This window comes from Bacillus haynesii (genome assembly GCF_001969855.1).
Taxonomy (GTDB): Bacteria; Bacillota; Bacilli; order Bacillales; family Bacillaceae; genus Bacillus; species Bacillus haynesii.
Genome location: NZ_MRBL01000037.1, coordinates 1 through 15,827 on the forward strand (window position 1 = coordinate 1; position 15,827 = coordinate 15,827).

Genomic DNA, 15,827 nt, shown 5'->3' on the forward strand with positions numbered 1-15,827 from the left:
TTTGTCGACAAGCTGAAACTCCGGCAAAAGCCGGAGTTTTTTTTAACGCATTTCCAGCTGTTTGGCGTCTTCGCCGGCGGTCTCTTCAGCTGGTTTAAATAAAAGTCCGAGGTTGATCAGACCTGCGATTCCGACAAGCGCGTAAACAGTCCGGGCTAATGCAGACCCTTGTCCGCCAAAAATGGCTGCCACTAAGTCAAATTGAAAAAATCCTATCAGTCCCCAATTGATTGCTCCGATGATCGTTAATACCAATGCAATACGTTGAAGCGCATTCATTTGTTTTTCCTCCTTCTTGAAGTCCTTTATTTCACATTTATAGATTGCGACCGATTTGGAAACATTATACGCCTGAGGAGCAGATCGCTTTACAGGGCGTTCGGCAATTTCCCATAATAGTAAATAAAGGAGGAGATGTAGATGGATAACTTTACATATTGGAATCCCACGAAGCTGATATTCGGCAGGGGAGAAGTTGAAAAGCTGGCAGAAGAGGTCAAACACTACGGCCGCAATGTCTTGCTCGTATACGGCGGAGGCAGCATTAAGCGAAACGGTTTATACGATCAAGTCATTTCAATCCTTGAAAAGGCGGGTGCGGACGTTCATGAACTGTCCGGCGTCGAACCGAATCCGCGTGTTGCGACTGTGAATAAGGGAGTCGCGATCTGCAAAGAGAACGATATTGACTTTCTATTGGCAGTTGGCGGCGGAAGCGTCATCGATTGTACGAAAGCGATTGCTGCCGGAGCGAAATACGACGGCGACGCGTGGGATATTGTGACGAAAAAACATATTCCGGCTGATGCGCTGCCGTTTGGAACGGTTTTAACGTTAGCGGCAACAGGATCTGAAATGAATTCGGGATCTGTGATCACAAATTGGGAGACCAATGAAAAATACGGCTGGGGAAGCCCGCTCGTCTTCCCTAAATATTCAATTCTTGATCCGGTCAACACGTTTACTGTCCCGAAAGACCACACGATTTACGGCATTGTCGACATGATGTCCCACGTGTTTGAGCAATATTTTCACCATACCGAAAATACCCCTTATCAGGACCGGATGTGCGAATCCCTGCTCAAAACGGTAATTGAAACAGCTCCTAAGCTCATTGAAGACCTAGAAAACTATGAGCTGCGCGAAACGATTCTGTATACAGGCACCATTGCGCTGAACGGCATGCTATCAATGGGTGCACGGGGAGACTGGGCGACACACAATATTGAGCACGCTGTTTCAGCCGTCTACGATATTCCGCATGCGGGAGGGCTTGCGATCCTGTTCCCGAATTGGATGAAGCACACGCTTTCCGAGAATGTCGGCCGCTTTAAACAGCTTGCCGTCCGTGTTTTTGACGTAGATGAAACAGGAAAAACCGATCGTGAAGTGGCGCTTATTGGAATCGAGAAACTGTCTGAATTCTGGACCAGCCTTGGTGCGCCAAATCGTCTTGCCGATTATGACATCCCGGATGAGAAGCTCGATCTCATTGCCGACAAAGCGATGGCAAACGGCGAATTCGGCCGCTTTAAAACGCTGAATAAAGACGATGTTCTGTCTATTTTGAAGGCTTCTTTATAAGACTTCTTGACGGCTCAAGAAGGATCGCCATTCCTTGAGCCGTTGTTTATTTGTTATGTTTTTGACAAAACTGCGGGTGGGCGGCTGAAAAACATGCGTTTTTGGCGCGTCAGCTCCCATCCTCCTTTTTTTCGTCACTTGATTTAACGAAGGAGTTCATATAAAGTGAAAAGGGAAGAGGCTGTCGCCGAAAATCGACATGTTTTAAAACCCTTTGGCTCGCACTCTCATGCAAATGAAAGCGCTGGCGGGTATTTAAAAGAAAACAGCTAGTACTGGAGGTTTAATAATATGACGCATGTCCGTTTTGACTACTCAAGAGCATTGCCATTCTTTAAAGAACATGAACTTACATATCTGCGTGACTTCGTTAAAGTCGCCCACCATACCATTCACGAAAAAACAGGTGCGGGCAGCGACTTTTTAGGATGGGTGGATCTTCCGACTGACTATGACAAAGAAGAATTCGCCCGCATTAAAAAATGCGCTGCAAAAATTCAAAACGATTCCGATGTTTTGCTGGTTGTGGGAATCGGCGGTTCGTACCTCGGCGCAAGAGCAGCGATCGAAATGCTGAATCATTCATTTTATAATGTGCTGCCGAAAGAAAAACGGAAAACGCCGCAAGTGATTTTCATCGGCAACAACATCAGCTCTTCTTACATGAGAGACGTGATGGATCTTCTTGAAGACGCTGATTTTTCAATCAACGTGATTTCTAAATCAGGCACAACGACAGAGCCGGCGATTGCTTTCCGGATCTTCCGCAAGCTTCTTGAAGAAAAGTATGGAAAAGAAGAAGCGAAACACCGCATTTATGCAACGACTGATAAAGAGCGGGGCGCATTAAAAACGCTTGCTAATGAAGAAGGTTTTGAATCATTTATCATTCCTGACGATGTCGGGGGCCGCTTCTCTGTGCTCACAGCGGTCGGCTTGCTTCCGATCGCAGTCAGCGGAGCCGATATCGATGAAATGATGAAAGGCGCCCGCGATGCGAGCAAAGATTTCTCCACATCAGAGCTTGAAGACAATCCGGCTTACCAATATGCGGTCGTCAGAAACGTCCTTTATAACAAAGGCAAAACGATTGAAATGCTGATCAACTACGAGCCGGGCCTTCAGTACTTCGCAGAATGGTGGAAGCAGCTCTTTGGTGAAAGTGAAGGAAAAGACGAAAAAGGCATTTATCCTTCATCAGCCAACTTCTCGACTGATCTTCACTCTCTTGGACAATACGTACAAGAAGGAAGAAGAGATATGTTCGAAACGGTGCTGAACGTTGAAAAGCCAAGACACGAGCTGACAATCGAAGAAGCGGACAATGATCTTGACGGCTTGAACTATCTTGCCGGCAAAACGGTCGACTTCGTCAATAAAAAAGCGTTCCAAGGCACAATGCTCGCGCACACGGACGGTAATGTGCCGAACTTGATCGTGAACGTACCTGAAATGAACGCTTACACGTTCGGCTACCTTGTGTACTTCTTTGAAAAAGCCTGCGCAATGAGCGGATACCTGCTCGGCGTCAACCCGTTTGACCAGCCTGGAGTGGAAGCATACAAGGTGAACATGTTCGCCCTCCTTGGCAAGCCTGGTTTCGAAGAGAAAAAAGCAGAGCTTGAGAAGCGTTTAAATCAATAAACGAGAAAACAGCCTCCGGATTTATTGTCCCGGAGGCTGTTTTAATTCGTATGACGGATGCTGAAGTCCAGTAGACGGATAAAATTCGTCATGTGTGTAGACGAATCTCAATTTTTTCAATCGTTTTCGTGAAGCTGTATTTTCAGGGTGATGTCCCGCAAACAGCTTTTTTGCCCGGATTTTGTTAAATGCGTACTCAATCATGGCCTCAGCCGCTTCAGATGCATAACCTTTACCCCAAGCTAAACGGACGAGATGAAAACCAAGCTCGTACACATCATTTTCCGGGTTATAGGGGCGAAGTCCGCAGCACCCGATGAATTCATTGTTTCTTGTTTTAAATATCGGGAAGTATTGAACACCGCGTGTTTTGTATTGTTCGATTTCCAGCAGCAAACGGTTTCTTATTTCGCTATCGGTCATGATTCCGTCTGCTGTCAGATATTTGGCCACATCTCGATTCCCCCACAATGTCTTTGCCAAATTCAAATTCTCTTTCGTCCATAAAGAAAAACCGATGCGTTTTGTTTGAAGAAAGTAGTTCATTCCGATCCCCCTGTAAGGCAGCTGTTTACCTTATTTTAACACGTCCATAGCCGGCGGGGCTCTTTAAACTAATGATTCATCCCGTAAATCGTAAACGCGAGATAAGTCGCGAAAAAACTCCACAACACATAAGGAACTAAGAGAATCGCTGTCGTTTTATGAATGCGACGTGCGATCAAGGCGAGCACAAGAGCGGTAATGGCTACGAAAAAAGAGTCGACTGCGGCAGCAAGTAATTTTTTTTGCGTGAATTGAAAATAGCTGAATGCCTGGTTAAACAAATAGTTGATGATCAGCGTGATCCAAAATGGCGCCGCTGCTTTTCTCAGATCATATGTGGCATATACAAGTGCCGCCGATAATGAAATGAAGGCGAACAGCACGCTCCAAATGGTTCCGATTAAACGGCCTGACGGCGTCCAGTCCGGTTTGTTTAATGACTCATACCATTCACGATCTACGGGAAATAAAACGCCCGCGAGTGAAAACAGTGCATATGTAACGAGAAACACGATCACAGCCGTTACAAACTTTTCTCTTCTCAATCGAAGTTCCTCCCCGTCATAAGCTCATACCTTTGTCTTTCCCAATTCGATGAAATATACTTATACCGCACAAGCTTCTGATCCATACTAAAAAAATAAAACAGTTTGGAGTGACATCATGGCATTTGTATTGGAAACATTGTTTCTCATCTTAACGGGTATTATTCTGCTGAGAATTTCGGGAAGAAAATCAATTTCGCAAATGACAATAGCCACCACCGTCGTCATGATTTCGATCGGAACGATCATCGTTCAGCCGATCATTGAAGACAGCATTTTTAAAACGGTGGCAGCTGCATCAATCTTTATCATCGTCCTTCTGTTGATCGAGTACTTGAAAATGAAGTTTGATTTTTTTGAAAGCCTGATTGCGGGAAAAGCCGTTGTATTGATCGAAAACGGGGAGCTCCAGGAGCAGAATCTAAAAAAACACCGCCTGACCGTCGACCAGCTGGAAATGAGGCTCCGGACACAGGGGATTTCAAAGTTATCGGATGTGAAAAACGTAACGCTTGAATCAAACGGCCAGATCGGCTACGAGTTATCAGATGATGCCAAGCCTTTTACTATGGGAGAGTATAAAAAATTCCTTCGGATGCAAAACAATCTGCAGCAGCCGGAGGACAACCTGTTTAAAGAAATCACCAAAGGCCACCTGAACGAACCTGATAAGAAATTGCGCTAGAGTCTTGATGTAAAAAAACGAAAAAGGAGTTTTTTTCATGATAAGCTTACCTTCTGAACTGGAAAACCGGTCGTTTTCTCTTTATCATCTCGAACAGACGCTGAAGCCTCTCGGCTATGTGATCAGCGGCGGCTGGGAATATGACCGCGGCTTTTTTGACTATAAGATTGATGATGAGGACGGATACCTGTTTTTGCGGATTCCGTTTGAGGCGGAGGACGGACAGCTTGATTCGCAAAATGCGACAGTCAAGCTCGGCACGCCGTTTTTGCTTCGCCACGTCTATCAGGAAGCGCTGGACGACTACGTTGTTCAGGGGAATTTCCGCGCATCTTTTGACCAGTTTGCCGAACCGAAAGAAAAAGACGCCGATATTCCCGGCGTCTATGAAAAGCTTGGCCAATCGTATGTAAAGGAACTCGAAAAGGCGCTTCTTTCTTAAAGAGACAGCAGCTGGTCTGTCGGCTGAAGCTTGTACGAAAAAGAAGGAGACAGCACAGGCCCGTCTTTTTGGTGAATACCGATGATGAAAATGTCTTCCTTCATGAAATGGCGGATCACTTCTTGAAAAGACGCGCCTTCCATCGTCTTCGGAAGCGGAACCCGATGGACTGTGAAATGAATGTCGGCTTCCTTAAAAAGCGGATCAGGGAGCTGATTTTTAATGAGAAAATGCTGCAGCATCGCCGTTTTTAAAAGATCAGCTGTACTGATGATTTGGTTCGCTCCGGCGCGCTCGGCATTTTTTTTCTGTTTTTCTGTCAAGATTTCTACAACGCAATACACCGACGGGTTCAAGCCTTTAACAGCCAGCAATGTTAAGACCGACTGCATGTCTGCAGATATTTCGCTTTTATGCTGATCGGCGGTAATAAAGACGATTTCAGCCTCTTCAATATTTGCTTTTTGCAGTGTGGCATCATCCGCTGCGTGTCCTCTGATGAAATGAATGTTTTCTATCAGAGGACCTTCCTTTAGTGTTTCATCAATGAGGACGATCGTTTTGTTTGAATCCGCGGCCTGGAGCGTCCTCATCAGCTTGCTGGATTTCTCGTTCCAGCCGATCAGGATCATATGTCCCTTGCCCCTGTAGTTCACCTTGCCTTCGGCGTAGCGCTGCTGCTTGCTGAAAGCGGCCGTCGCCATCGTTGCAAAATAGGCCGTAACAAACGCTGCCCCTATTAAAATAAGGAGCATGCCGACGGTTTTGCCGAGTGCGGTTTTAGGGACAAAATCGCCATATCCGACTGAGGACACGGTGATCAGGGCCCACCATATGCCTTCAAAAACATTTGAGAACTGCTGCGGCTCGATGAAGGTGATCAGCTGACCGAAAAGGATGATCAATAAAAGGATAATGATTGCGATGCGGACATATATCGGCCACCTCAACCATGCGATAAATACACGGTTTGATTTCATGCTTCTTCACCGTCTTTCCGCAGGGAAAATGATAAAATCTCTTTGATGATTGCATTTAACTTTTGATTGGTGCTGACTTTCCCGTGCTGTTCAATCGCTTGTCTGATCATCTCAGCCGTGTCTTCTTCAAATTCGATCAGCTGCTCGTCTTTTTCCGATTCGTTATAGAGAAGAATGAACGCATCAAGCCCTTCATTCATTTTATCGATCGCCGTGCTCAGCTGTTCTTTTTCCTGATCTGTTACTTTCACCGTGTCACCACCCGAGTTCGCCTTTTTATTCAGTATATCCCTCTTTTACAAAAATTTTTCAGGTAAAAATAAACCTTTGTTAACCGACAATAACCGGTAGAGCTGAAGATTTTTACTGCGGCGTCATATCGGTTCCCGTCCTTCCATACACTTTTTATAAACGGATGAGGGATGGGAGCGGAATGTCCTGTTTAATGAGGCTCTTTTTCATACTGATCGGAGTCCAGCTGATGGCGGCGTCGTCCATTCAATTCATTTTTGATTTAAACGCCGTTTATCATTCCTCTGATGAGGTGTTTTGGAGGGAATTCTTCAAGGAGCTGTTCACAAGGCCGCCTTTATACATCATGATGTCAGGAATGGTGCTGATCTTTATCGGGGTTTGTTTACCGCGAAGGAAAAGGTAGTGCACTTTTCTGTACAAAAGGAAATCCCTCGGGATAAAATATATTTACATTAAACGACTTATCATAAGAGGGAAGATGATTGCATGAGCATGATTTTTTATTTGTTAACATTTGCTGCATTAGGTTTATCGATTTGGGCACAATTTAAAGTAAAGAGCAACTTTGAAAAATATTCAAAAGTAGAGGCGTCGAGCGGAAGAACTGGAGCCGAAGTGGCCAGACAGATTCTCGACCGAAACGGCCTTTACGATGTCCCGGTTGAACCGGTAAGAGGAACCTTGACAGACCATTATGACCCGACAGCACGCGTTGTGCGCTTGTCTGAACCCGTATATTACGGCCATTCAATTGCAGCGGTTTCCGTTGCTTCTCATGAATGCGGACATGCCCTGCAGCATCAGGAATCATACGGTGCACTTGTTTTGAGGCATAAGATGTTTCCGATCGTGAACTTTTCTTCGGGAGTGGCGCCGTTTTTGTTTATCGGCGGAATGCTGCTCGGAAGCCTGAATCTGATCGGACTCGGCATCATTTTGTTTTCGGCAGCCGTATTCTTCCAGCTTGTGACACTGCCTGTTGAATTTAACGCAAGCTCCCGGGCAAAAAGGATCATCGTTTCAGAAGGAATGATCCGCAACACGGAGGAAAGAGGCGTCAGCAAAGTGCTGGATGCCGCGGCTCTGACATACGTCGCAGCAGCGCTTGTTTCGCTGTTTGAGCTGCTGCGCTTCGTCGCAATTTTCCTGTCCGGTCGTAATGACTAACCATTCGTCTTAAGGAGGTGGCCCCTTACCATATTTGGTAAGGGCTTTTTTTGAATATCCTGAATCTCATACTCGTCATACTTTTAATTGCAGCTACGGCTTTTTTCGTTGTCGCCGAATTTGCGATCGTCAAAATCCGCGGCACCAAAATCGATCAGCTCGTTGAAAGCGGGGATAAGCGGGCGATTTCGGCCAAAAGAGTGGTGACAAATCTTGATGAATATTTGTCTGCCTGCCAGCTCGGCATTACCATCACCGCATTAGGGCTCGGCTGGCTCGGAGAATCGACATTCGAAAGAATCATTCACCCGTTTTTTGAGTTATTTGGCCTGCCTGAATCCGTTTTAAGAGTGGCTTCGGTTGTTGCCGCATTTGTCATCATTACATTTTTGCACGTTGTGGTCGGCGAACTTGCGCCAAAAACAATTGCCATTCAAAAGGCGGAAGCCGTCAGCTTATGGACGGCGAAGCCGCTCATTTTGTTTTATAGAATCATGTTTCCGTTTATCAAACTGTTGAATGGCTCTGCCCGGCTGCTAACGAAGCTGTTTGGGTTCCATTCGGTAAAAGAGCATGAAGTGGCGATCAGTGAGGAAGAGTTGCGGCTCATGCTGTCTGAAAGCTATAAAAAAGGAGAAATCAATCAGTCTGAGTATAAATACGTCAACAAAATTTTTGAATTTGACAACAGGCTGGCCCGAGAAATCATGGTGCCGAGAACGGAGATGGCTACCCTTTTGGCCGATCAATCGATAAAAGAAGCGATTGAAACCGTCATTAATGAACGCTATACGAGATATCCGGTCATTAAGGACGATAAAGACCATATTATCGGAATTGTCAACAGTAAGGACTTGTTTAAATCGTATTTTCTCGACCAGACGATTCCTTTAACTGACTTAATGAGGCCTGTCATCAGGGTGATTGAGAACATACCGATCCAGGAGCTCTTGATTCGCATGCAGAAGGAACGGATTCATATGGCCATTCTTGTTGATGAGTACGGCGGAACGGCAGGGCTGGTTACGGTTGAAGACATATTGGAGGAAATCGTCGGCGAGATCAGGGATGAGTATGATCAGGACGAAATGCCGCACATTATAAAAAAAGGCGAACATCATTATATTATGGACGGAAAGGCTTTAATCGACGAAGTGAATGACCTCCTTCATATCGCGATCGAAAACGAAGAAGTTGATACGATTGCCGGCTGGCTTTTGACGCAAAAGATGGAGCTGAAAAACGGGGACATCCTTAAAACTGAGGGATGTGAATTTAAAATTATTGATGCTGAAGATCATCATATCCGTTTTATCGAAGTGAAAAAAACGGATTTTTAAAAAAACAGCTGCGGGTGACTGCGGCTGTTTTTTAGTTCGATGGCCGTTCTTTATTTCAATAAAATGGATATTTATTCAAAGATAAGAGGATATATCTATGGAAATTCATGACTTTTTACGAATGTGCATCTTTTCGTTCTTTTTTATAATATGATGTATAAATATGAGGAGGTTTTAAATACGTGAAAAACAACCAATTGCTAAAATCCGTTCTGCTATGGGGAGCCGTATGCATCATGCTGCTGGCTGGGCCGCTTTCAGCGCTTGCTGCTTCGTCATCAAACCCGTCGGATAAATTGTATTTTAAAAACAAAAAATACTACATATTCAACAATGTATGGGGAGCCGACCAGGTCAGCGGCTGGTGGCAGACCATTTATCATAACAATGATTCAGATATGGGCTGGGTATGGAATTGGCCGAGCAATACGAGCACGGTAAAAGCTTATCCGTCGATCGTCAGCGGCTGGCATTGGACTGAAGGCTATACCGCGGGAAGCGGCTTCCCGACCCGGTTGTCAGATCAAAAAAACATCAACACGAAAGTCAGCTATTCGATCAGCGCAAACGGCACGTACAATGCCGCATATGACATTTGGCTCCACAATACAAACAAGGCGAGCTGGGATTCGGCTCCAACCGATGAGATTATGATCTGGCTCAATAACACAAATGCCGGACCTGCCGGTTCTTATGTCGAAACTGTTTCGATTGGCGGGCACAATTGGAAAGTATATAAAGGCTATATTGATGCAGGAGGCGGCAAAGGGTGGAACGTGTTTTCATTTATCAGAACAGCAAACACCCAAAGTGCGAACTTGAATATTCGGGATTTCACGAATTATCTTGCCGACTCTAAACATTGGCTTTCCAAATCGAAGTATGTCAGCAGTGTGGAATTCGGTACGGAAGTTTTCGGAGGAACAGGACAAATTAATATTTCCAATTGGGACGTAACGGTCCGCTGATGGATTCACACCGCTCTTTCGCAAAAAGGGCGGTGTTTAATTTATTCCAAATGTTCTTTTTTAGGCGTTCGCAACTGAAATATTACGATACCATCCTTACGTATTGCCGTTTATCTTCATCCTGAATGACCACTCCAAGCTTTGCCAGGTCTTTGCGCAGGATTTTTGCCTCTTCATGTTTATTATCCAGGATAGCCCGTTCTCTGGCTAAAAGAAGTGTATTAATATGTGAGGGGAAATCGGGATGATCCGCAACCCAGCGTTGATACTTATTCTTAAAGGGATCTTCGTCTGCCCATTTATAGCCGTGATGTTTAAAAGCGCTTTCTACAAACATTTCCTTTGATTCAATTCGTTCACGGTACAATTCAGTGTCATCATGACCAAGAACAACGAGATCCTTATTCTCAAGATAGACTGCAGAAATGTCTTTTTTCTCAATCACTTCTTCTTTCTCTTTAAACAACAGCTTTACGTTTTGATCAGAAATGAACACCTGAAGAATTTCAGTGAGAATATATTGTGAAAAAAATAGGCCGGCAACGCTTCCGATAGCTGCAGCGATAATTGAAACCCAGAAACTGTTTAGTGATGTGATAAATTCCAAAGGCCCTTTAAAAGGAACGATAGGAATAGTCAGTACCCAATCGGCAATAACAGGCAAAAACCATCCAAGAACAGCTCCTAAAACCGGCGGAATGATCCAATATAAGGTTTTTTCTATTTTAGATAATCCAACAATCGTTTCCTGATTCAAAATCTTTCACTGCCTTTCATCACATTACTGACTGCTGTTTCCCATATTTTTTTATAATCCATCTCAATTCCTAAAATCATGAAGTTACCCAAATTATCAATGATCAGGGCAAGGGAGTGTGCATTCACCTTGGTGTTTTTAGAAGAGATGACACCGAGTTCGACACCGTAAGAAAGCAATGCTTCAAAACCTTCTAAGAATTGTTCCATGATAGATTTAAGCTTTTTCTCATATTTTGGTTTTTGCGCTGCACTTAAAACAAACTCGTGTACCACTTTCAAAGCAGGAGAGTTATGTTTATACTCTTCAAAATAGCGTACGCCGTCTGTTATTAAGCGTTTTTCAAAGTTCTCCTTCGTGTACTCATTAATTGAAAAATAAGCAGAGAAGTGGTGGTCATCAAATACAATATGAAATAGGTAATCGACCAGCTCTTCTTTAGAAGGGAAATAATAGTAAATAGCTGGTTTAGAAATGCCTACTTCCGACGCAATCATTGAAAGGCTCGTGCCTTTTAGGCCGTGTCGGGCAATAAGAGTAAATGCTGCTTCAACGATCGCATCTTGGGTGTTCATTTTCTTTTTCATTGAAATCAATCCTTAGCATAATCTATATATTTATTTTACTTACCGATAGGTAAAAAAAGCAACTGTAATTTAGGTTTTACGTATTCTGTATTCAGAGATGTCTCGTTTCACAAGGGTTTAATCTTTTTTTCACCATCTCTTGCCGTCACCTTGCTGCCTTCTCAAAGTATTGATAAGCCGCAAAGCATATTTAGTATAAAGAAACGTATAATCGTTGGTATATCAAAGTTTACAGGATGTTTATGTTCGCAGTCTAAAAATATTTTATTCATCATAATGTCTTCACACAAGGGGTGTTTGAATGACAAGGGCATGGTGGAAAGAGGCAGTCGTTTATCAAGTGTATCCGCGCAGTTTTATGGATTCGAACGGGGATGGCATCGGAGATATCAACGGGATCAGAGAGAAGCTTCCGTATATCAGGGAGCTCGGGGCGGATGCCATTTGGATTTGTCCGGTGTTTGATTCTCCCAATGCAGATAACGGTTATGACATCAGGGATTATCAAAGTATCATGCCGGAATTTGGCACGATGGACGACTTTGACGCCCTGCTGACTGAAGTGCATCAGCTCGGAATGAAACTGATCATCGATCTCGTCATCAATCATACGAGCGATGAACATCCTTGGTTTATCGAATCAAGGGCAGAGCGGAATTCCGGAAAGCGGGACTGGTATATTTGGCAAGACGGAAAGGACGGGAGCGAACCGAACAACTGGGAAAGCATATTCGGCGGCTCAACCTGGACTTATGATGAAAAAACAGAGCAGTATTATCTGCACCTGTTTCACGAAAAGCAGCCTGATCTGAATTGGGAAAACAGTGATATGCGAAGCGCTCTTTATGACATGATCAACTGGTGGCTTCAAAAAGGAATCGACGGGTTCAGAGTTGACGCGATTACACATATTAAGAAAAAAGAAGGGCTGCCGGATCTGCCGAATCCGGAAGGGCTCCCTTTTGTGCCTTCATTTGCTTACCATATGAATGTCGAAGGGATTATGGCGTTATTGCAGGAAGTAAAAGAGAATACATTCGCCGGGTATCCCCATATCATGACAGTCGGCGAAGCAAACGGTGTCAGCGCTGAAGAAGCGGAGGACTGGGTTGGAGAATCAAACGGTATATTCAGCATGATTTTCCAATTTGAACACCTCGGCCTTTGGGGTATTGAAGACGGAGAACTCGATATCCTCGAACTCAAGCGGATTTTGTCAAACTGGCAATCGGCTCTTGAAGGGAAAGGGTGGAACGCGCTTTTTATCGAAAATCATGATCAGCCCCGGGCTGTTTCAGTTTGGGGAGATGACGGGAAATACAGAATAGACAGCGCGAAGGCCTTAGCTGCAATGTATTTTTTGATGAAAGGCACCCCGTTTATTTATCAAGGACAGGAAATCGGAATGACAAACGCGATTTTCTTTGATATAGATGATTATGATGACGTATCGATTAAAAATGATTACCGGATTCAAAAAGAAAAGGGCCGCTCACACGAAGACATCATGAAGGCGGTTTGGAAAAAGAGCAGGGATCACGCGCGCACACCGATGCAATGGACAGATCGGCCAAATGCCGGCTTTACTAAAGGAGAACCGTGGCTGCGCATGAACGAAAATTACAAGCTGATCAATACGGTTCATCAGCAGTATGACCCCCTGTCGGTCTATCATTTTTATAAACGATTAATTGCCATCAGAAAGCGGTATGACGTCTTCATCGACGGATCATATGAACTGCTTTTGCCTGAGGACCGGCAGATTTTTGCATACTTGCGAAAACTTCGAGAAGAAACGGCCATCGTGATCGTGAACCTCAGCGCACGCCAGGCGTTTTACCATCATCCCTCATACCCGTTATGTACAGACGGACTGCTGCTGTCAAATGCGGATATCGACGCGCACAAGCATCTCACATCTTTTGTGATGAAGCCTTATGAGGCGCGCGTTTACATGTTCAGACAGGAAATCGGCGATTTGTAACGAATTGAGAGAGGGTGCCAAGAAAGGAGCGGATTCGTATGTTGAAAAAAATACAGATTCAAACAAACCGGCGCGATGAAATGCTTGATATCACAAATGAAGTCGAAAAATTCATTTCAGAAAATGATGTTTCCAGCGGCGCTGTTATCGTCTACTGTCCGCATACAACGGCAGGTATTACGATCAATGAAAATGCCGACCCCGATGTCAAACGCGATATGCTGAGAAGATTCGATGAAGTGTATCCGTGGGAACATGAGCTTGACCGCCATATGGAAGGGAATACCGCGGCGCATTTGAAATCGAGCACGGTCGGGGCATCGCAGCATATTTTGATTGAAGGGGGCAGGCTTGTCCTCGGGACTTGGCAGGGCATATATTTCTGCGAGTTCGACGGCCCGAGGCACCGGACGTGCTATTTTAAAATTTTAGCCGATTAAAAGGAGGAAATAAAAATGAATCAGTTCATGGAACGCCTCTCTTTGTCAAAGCCTGTGATCCAGGCGCCGATGGCAGGCGGGCCGACAACGCCAAGGCTCGCCGCCGCCGTATCAGATAGCGGCGGCTTAGGCAGCCTTGCATCCGGCTATTTGACGCCGGAAGTGCTTCAACAACAGATTATGGAAACGAAAAAGCTGACATCAGCCGCGTTTCAAGTCAACCTCTTCATTCCGGAAAAACGGGAAACCGTCAGTCGGGAAGAATATGAAAGGTGGCTAGAGAAAATACCCTTGGCACGTTCGGCTTCATCCGTGGCAGATGAAAAACAAGATTGGGACGATTTTTACGAGAAAATCGAAATCATTCTAAAGGAAGGGATCAGCGCCGTTTCATTTACGTTTGGCCCGCCGCCGGCTGATGCCGTCAAGGAACTGAAAAACCGAAATTGCTGTTTAATGGGCACCGCGGTTTCAGTTGAAGAAGCCGTGCTGCTTGAAGAACTGGGGATGGATGTCGTCGTTGTTCAAGGAAGTGAGGCGGGCGGTCACAGGGGAGCCTTCTTGAAAACGAAGGGAGAGCCTTCTGTCGGCTCGATGACTTTAATTCCCCATGCGGCAGATCATGTGTCGGTTCCGGTTATCGCAGCGGGCGGCATTTTTGACAAAAGAGGTGTTGCGGCAGCTTTTGCCCTCGGCGCACAGGGCGTTCAAATCGGTACCGCTTTTTTGACGTGCGAAGAAAGCGGAACACACCCTGCATACAAACAAAAACTGCTCGAAGCGGTTGAAACAGACACAAGGCTGACCCGCTTGTTCTCAGGGAAGCCGGCAAGAGGCATCGTCAATCAGTGGATGGAAGACAGACGCCCGGACGAAGCTGAAGCGCTGCCTTATCCTCTGCAAAACACGCTGACGCAACCGATGAGAAATCAGGCGAAGCTTGAAGGAAATACGGACAGCATGTCATTGTGGTCCGGACAGGGCGTGCGGGCTTCCGTCCAGCAAACGACGGTGAAGGAGCTGATGGATCAGCTTGTGCCTGCCGATGTGCTATCTGATCATTTGTATTAATGCCGGAATATCAACCCGAGTCACTTGAGAAAGCAGATAGGCGGACGTCTGTGCATGAGGCTTTCTCAGCCCGTTCAGTTTTTCAATGATCGTCTCGCCGCTTAAGATCCCCAGACCGTGTGCCGCATAGAGATTATTTTCAAGTAAAATAGCATTTTCTCCGCGCCACTGCGGTCTTTCGGGATCGAATTCAGGGTTCTTGAAATACAGGCAGTCTCCTGGAAGGTAGTCGTTTCCTTTATCCGTATAGATCGGCAGCCGCTCATAATGCCAATCGTATAAAATGATCCTTTGATAATTCCGGTCAAATGTCTGGTCGCCGATCGTTTTAAGAAGCGCCATATAAAAAATGATGACAATCGCAGTCGCGCACTCAAAAGCATAAGAAGGGCCGCTTTCAAAAATATTTCGAATCGCCTTTGAAGCCGGTGCCCTGTACTTCAACTCCAAAGCCCCCTCAGGCGTCACCCTCCAAAACTCTTCATTCCCGTATGTCTTTGAAAAGGTAGCAAACTTCGCTCCGCTGTTGATCAGCTCTCTGGCCGATTCGACGGTATGCTCTCGGAATCTCAGCTCAAATAACAGTTCTGAGATTGAACCGTATCTATATCCGGATGGCATGGCCAGCATCCGGTTGGCGATGTCTCTCTGCGTCTGACTGACATTCAGTTTTTCGATATCCTCAGGACGGAGCCGGTAGCCCGAAACACTTATCATAGGATACACCCTTTTCCTTTTTTATTAGCGTATGCCTGATGCTTGGGCAGGAAAACGGTCTAATTTTCCGCTTTTTTTACTTAAAAAACAGACACCGTCTCCGATAAAAGTAGAG

General features: G+C 45.2%; 19 protein-coding genes. 11 read left to right on the forward strand and 8 right to left on the reverse strand.

What is annotated here, in order from left to right; translation table 11 throughout:
- Positions 1 to 42: 42 nt before the first annotated feature.
- Positions 43 to 279 (reverse strand): DUF378 domain-containing protein, encoded by a 237-nt coding sequence (locus tag BTA31_RS20990; RefSeq protein WP_076793994.1) that lies wholly within the window; start codon positions 277 to 279, stop codon positions 43 to 45.
- A 141-nt stretch (positions 280 to 420) separates the two neighbouring features.
- On the opposite strand from BTA31_RS20990, the gene BTA31_RS20995 reads away from it, so the two are divergent.
- A complete protein-coding gene (locus tag BTA31_RS20995) occupies positions 421 to 1,584 on the forward strand; it encodes an iron-containing alcohol dehydrogenase (protein ID WP_076793997.1) in 1,164 nt (387 codons plus the stop codon).
- 291 nt (positions 1,585 to 1,875) lie between these two features.
- Complete coding sequence (locus BTA31_RS21000; protein ID WP_076794000.1) at positions 1,876 to 3,228, forward strand: glucose-6-phosphate isomerase; 1,353 nt, start codon at positions 1,876 to 1,878, stop codon at positions 3,226 to 3,228.
- Positions 3,229 to 3,249: 21 nt separating this feature from the next.
- Here BTA31_RS21000 and BTA31_RS21005 read toward each other — a convergent pair whose 3' ends face one another.
- Positions 3,250 to 3,774 carry a GNAT family N-acetyltransferase gene (locus BTA31_RS21005; protein ID WP_076794002.1) on the reverse strand — a complete coding sequence of 175 codons (525 nt, stop codon included), beginning with the start codon at positions 3,772 to 3,774 and terminating at the stop codon, positions 3,250 to 3,252.
- A gap of 68 nt (positions 3,775 to 3,842) precedes the next feature.
- Complete coding sequence (locus BTA31_RS21010) at positions 3,843 to 4,319, reverse strand: TspO/MBR family protein (protein ID WP_076794005.1); 477 nt, start codon at positions 4,317 to 4,319, stop codon at positions 3,843 to 3,845.
- A gap of 118 nt (positions 4,320 to 4,437) precedes the next feature.
- Here BTA31_RS21010 and BTA31_RS21015 point away from each other — a divergent pair, with 118 nt between their 5' ends.
- Entirely contained in the window at positions 4,438 to 5,004 is a 567-nt protein-coding gene (locus BTA31_RS21015) for a DUF421 domain-containing protein (RefSeq protein ID WP_076794007.1), read from the forward strand.
- Between the two features lie 37 nt (positions 5,005 to 5,041).
- The gene (locus BTA31_RS21020; protein WP_076794010.1) at positions 5,042 to 5,446 is read left to right on the forward strand and encodes a YugN-like family protein; all 405 of its coding nucleotides are present in this window, start codon (positions 5,042 to 5,044) and stop codon (positions 5,444 to 5,446) included.
- On the opposite strand, the gene BTA31_RS21025 is transcribed toward BTA31_RS21020, so the two are convergent.
- Both BTA31_RS21025 and BTA31_RS21030 read right to left on the reverse strand, forming a co-directional pair.
- Complete coding sequence (locus BTA31_RS21025; protein WP_076794012.1) at positions 5,443 to 6,426, reverse strand: potassium channel family protein; 984 nt, start codon at positions 6,424 to 6,426, stop codon at positions 5,443 to 5,445. The two genes, BTA31_RS21020 and BTA31_RS21025, sit on opposite strands and share 4 nt — an antisense overlap.
- Positions 6,423 to 6,677, reverse strand: coding sequence for a protein mistic (locus BTA31_RS21030; protein WP_076794014.1), 255 nt, complete (start codon positions 6,675 to 6,677; stop codon positions 6,423 to 6,425). The genes BTA31_RS21025 and BTA31_RS21030 overlap by 4 nt, the downstream gene beginning before the upstream one ends.
- 182 nt (positions 6,678 to 6,859) lie before the next feature.
- Here BTA31_RS21030 and BTA31_RS21035 point away from each other — a divergent pair, with 182 nt between their 5' ends.
- The 4 genes from BTA31_RS21035 to BTA31_RS21050 all read left to right on the forward strand — a co-directional run bounded on the left by BTA31_RS21035 (position 6,860) and on the right by BTA31_RS21050 (position 10,156).
- On the forward strand, positions 6,860 to 7,084 hold the full coding sequence (locus tag BTA31_RS21035; protein WP_043927747.1) for a YuzI family membrane protein: 225 nt from the start codon (positions 6,860 to 6,862) through the stop codon (positions 7,082 to 7,084).
- 89 nt (positions 7,085 to 7,173) lie between these two features.
- The gene (locus tag BTA31_RS21040; RefSeq protein ID WP_076794088.1) at positions 7,174 to 7,848 is read left to right on the forward strand and encodes a zinc metallopeptidase; all 675 of its coding nucleotides are present in this window, start codon (positions 7,174 to 7,176) and stop codon (positions 7,846 to 7,848) included.
- 50 nt (positions 7,849 to 7,898) lie between these two features.
- Positions 7,899 to 9,188 carry a hemolysin family protein gene (locus BTA31_RS21045; RefSeq protein ID WP_076794017.1) on the forward strand — a complete coding sequence of 430 codons (1,290 nt, stop codon included), beginning with the start codon at positions 7,899 to 7,901 and terminating at the stop codon, positions 9,186 to 9,188.
- A gap of 182 nt (positions 9,189 to 9,370) precedes the next feature.
- Positions 9,371 to 10,156, forward strand: coding sequence for a GH12 family glycosyl hydrolase domain-containing protein (locus BTA31_RS21050; RefSeq protein ID WP_076794019.1), 786 nt, complete (start codon positions 9,371 to 9,373; stop codon positions 10,154 to 10,156).
- 82 nt (positions 10,157 to 10,238) lie between these two features.
- Here BTA31_RS21050 and BTA31_RS21055 read toward each other — a convergent pair whose 3' ends face one another.
- A complete protein-coding gene (locus tag BTA31_RS21055) occupies positions 10,239 to 10,913 on the reverse strand; it encodes a YqeB family protein (RefSeq protein ID WP_076794022.1) in 675 nt (224 codons plus the stop codon).
- Positions 10,910 to 11,500 (reverse strand): TetR/AcrR family transcriptional regulator, encoded by a 591-nt coding sequence (locus BTA31_RS21060; RefSeq protein WP_043927743.1) that lies wholly within the window; start codon positions 11,498 to 11,500, stop codon positions 10,910 to 10,912. The genes BTA31_RS21055 and BTA31_RS21060 overlap by 4 nt, the downstream gene beginning before the upstream one ends.
- Before the next feature lie 301 nt (positions 11,501 to 11,801).
- On the opposite strand from BTA31_RS21060, the gene BTA31_RS21065 reads away from it, so the two are divergent.
- The 3 genes from BTA31_RS21065 to BTA31_RS21075 are packed head-to-tail and all read left to right on the forward strand — an operon-like array spanning position 11,802 to position 14,995.
- Positions 11,802 to 13,484, forward strand: a complete 1,683-nt coding sequence (locus BTA31_RS21065) for a glycoside hydrolase family 13 protein (RefSeq protein ID WP_076794024.1) — start codon at positions 11,802 to 11,804, stop codon at positions 13,482 to 13,484.
- A gap of 38 nt (positions 13,485 to 13,522) precedes the next feature.
- Positions 13,523 to 13,924, forward strand: a complete 402-nt coding sequence (locus BTA31_RS21070; RefSeq protein ID WP_076794026.1) for a secondary thiamine-phosphate synthase enzyme YjbQ — start codon at positions 13,523 to 13,525, stop codon at positions 13,922 to 13,924.
- A 15-nt stretch (positions 13,925 to 13,939) separates the two neighbouring features.
- Positions 13,940 to 14,995, forward strand: coding sequence for a nitronate monooxygenase (locus BTA31_RS21075; RefSeq protein ID WP_076794028.1), 1,056 nt, complete (start codon positions 13,940 to 13,942; stop codon positions 14,993 to 14,995).
- Here BTA31_RS21075 and BTA31_RS21080 read toward each other — a convergent pair.
- Positions 14,975 to 15,712 (reverse strand): protein-glutamine gamma-glutamyltransferase, encoded by a 738-nt coding sequence (locus BTA31_RS21080; protein ID WP_043927739.1) that lies wholly within the window; start codon positions 15,710 to 15,712, stop codon positions 14,975 to 14,977. The genes BTA31_RS21075 and BTA31_RS21080 overlap by 21 nt on opposite strands.
- Positions 15,713 to 15,827 lie beyond the last annotated feature (115 nt).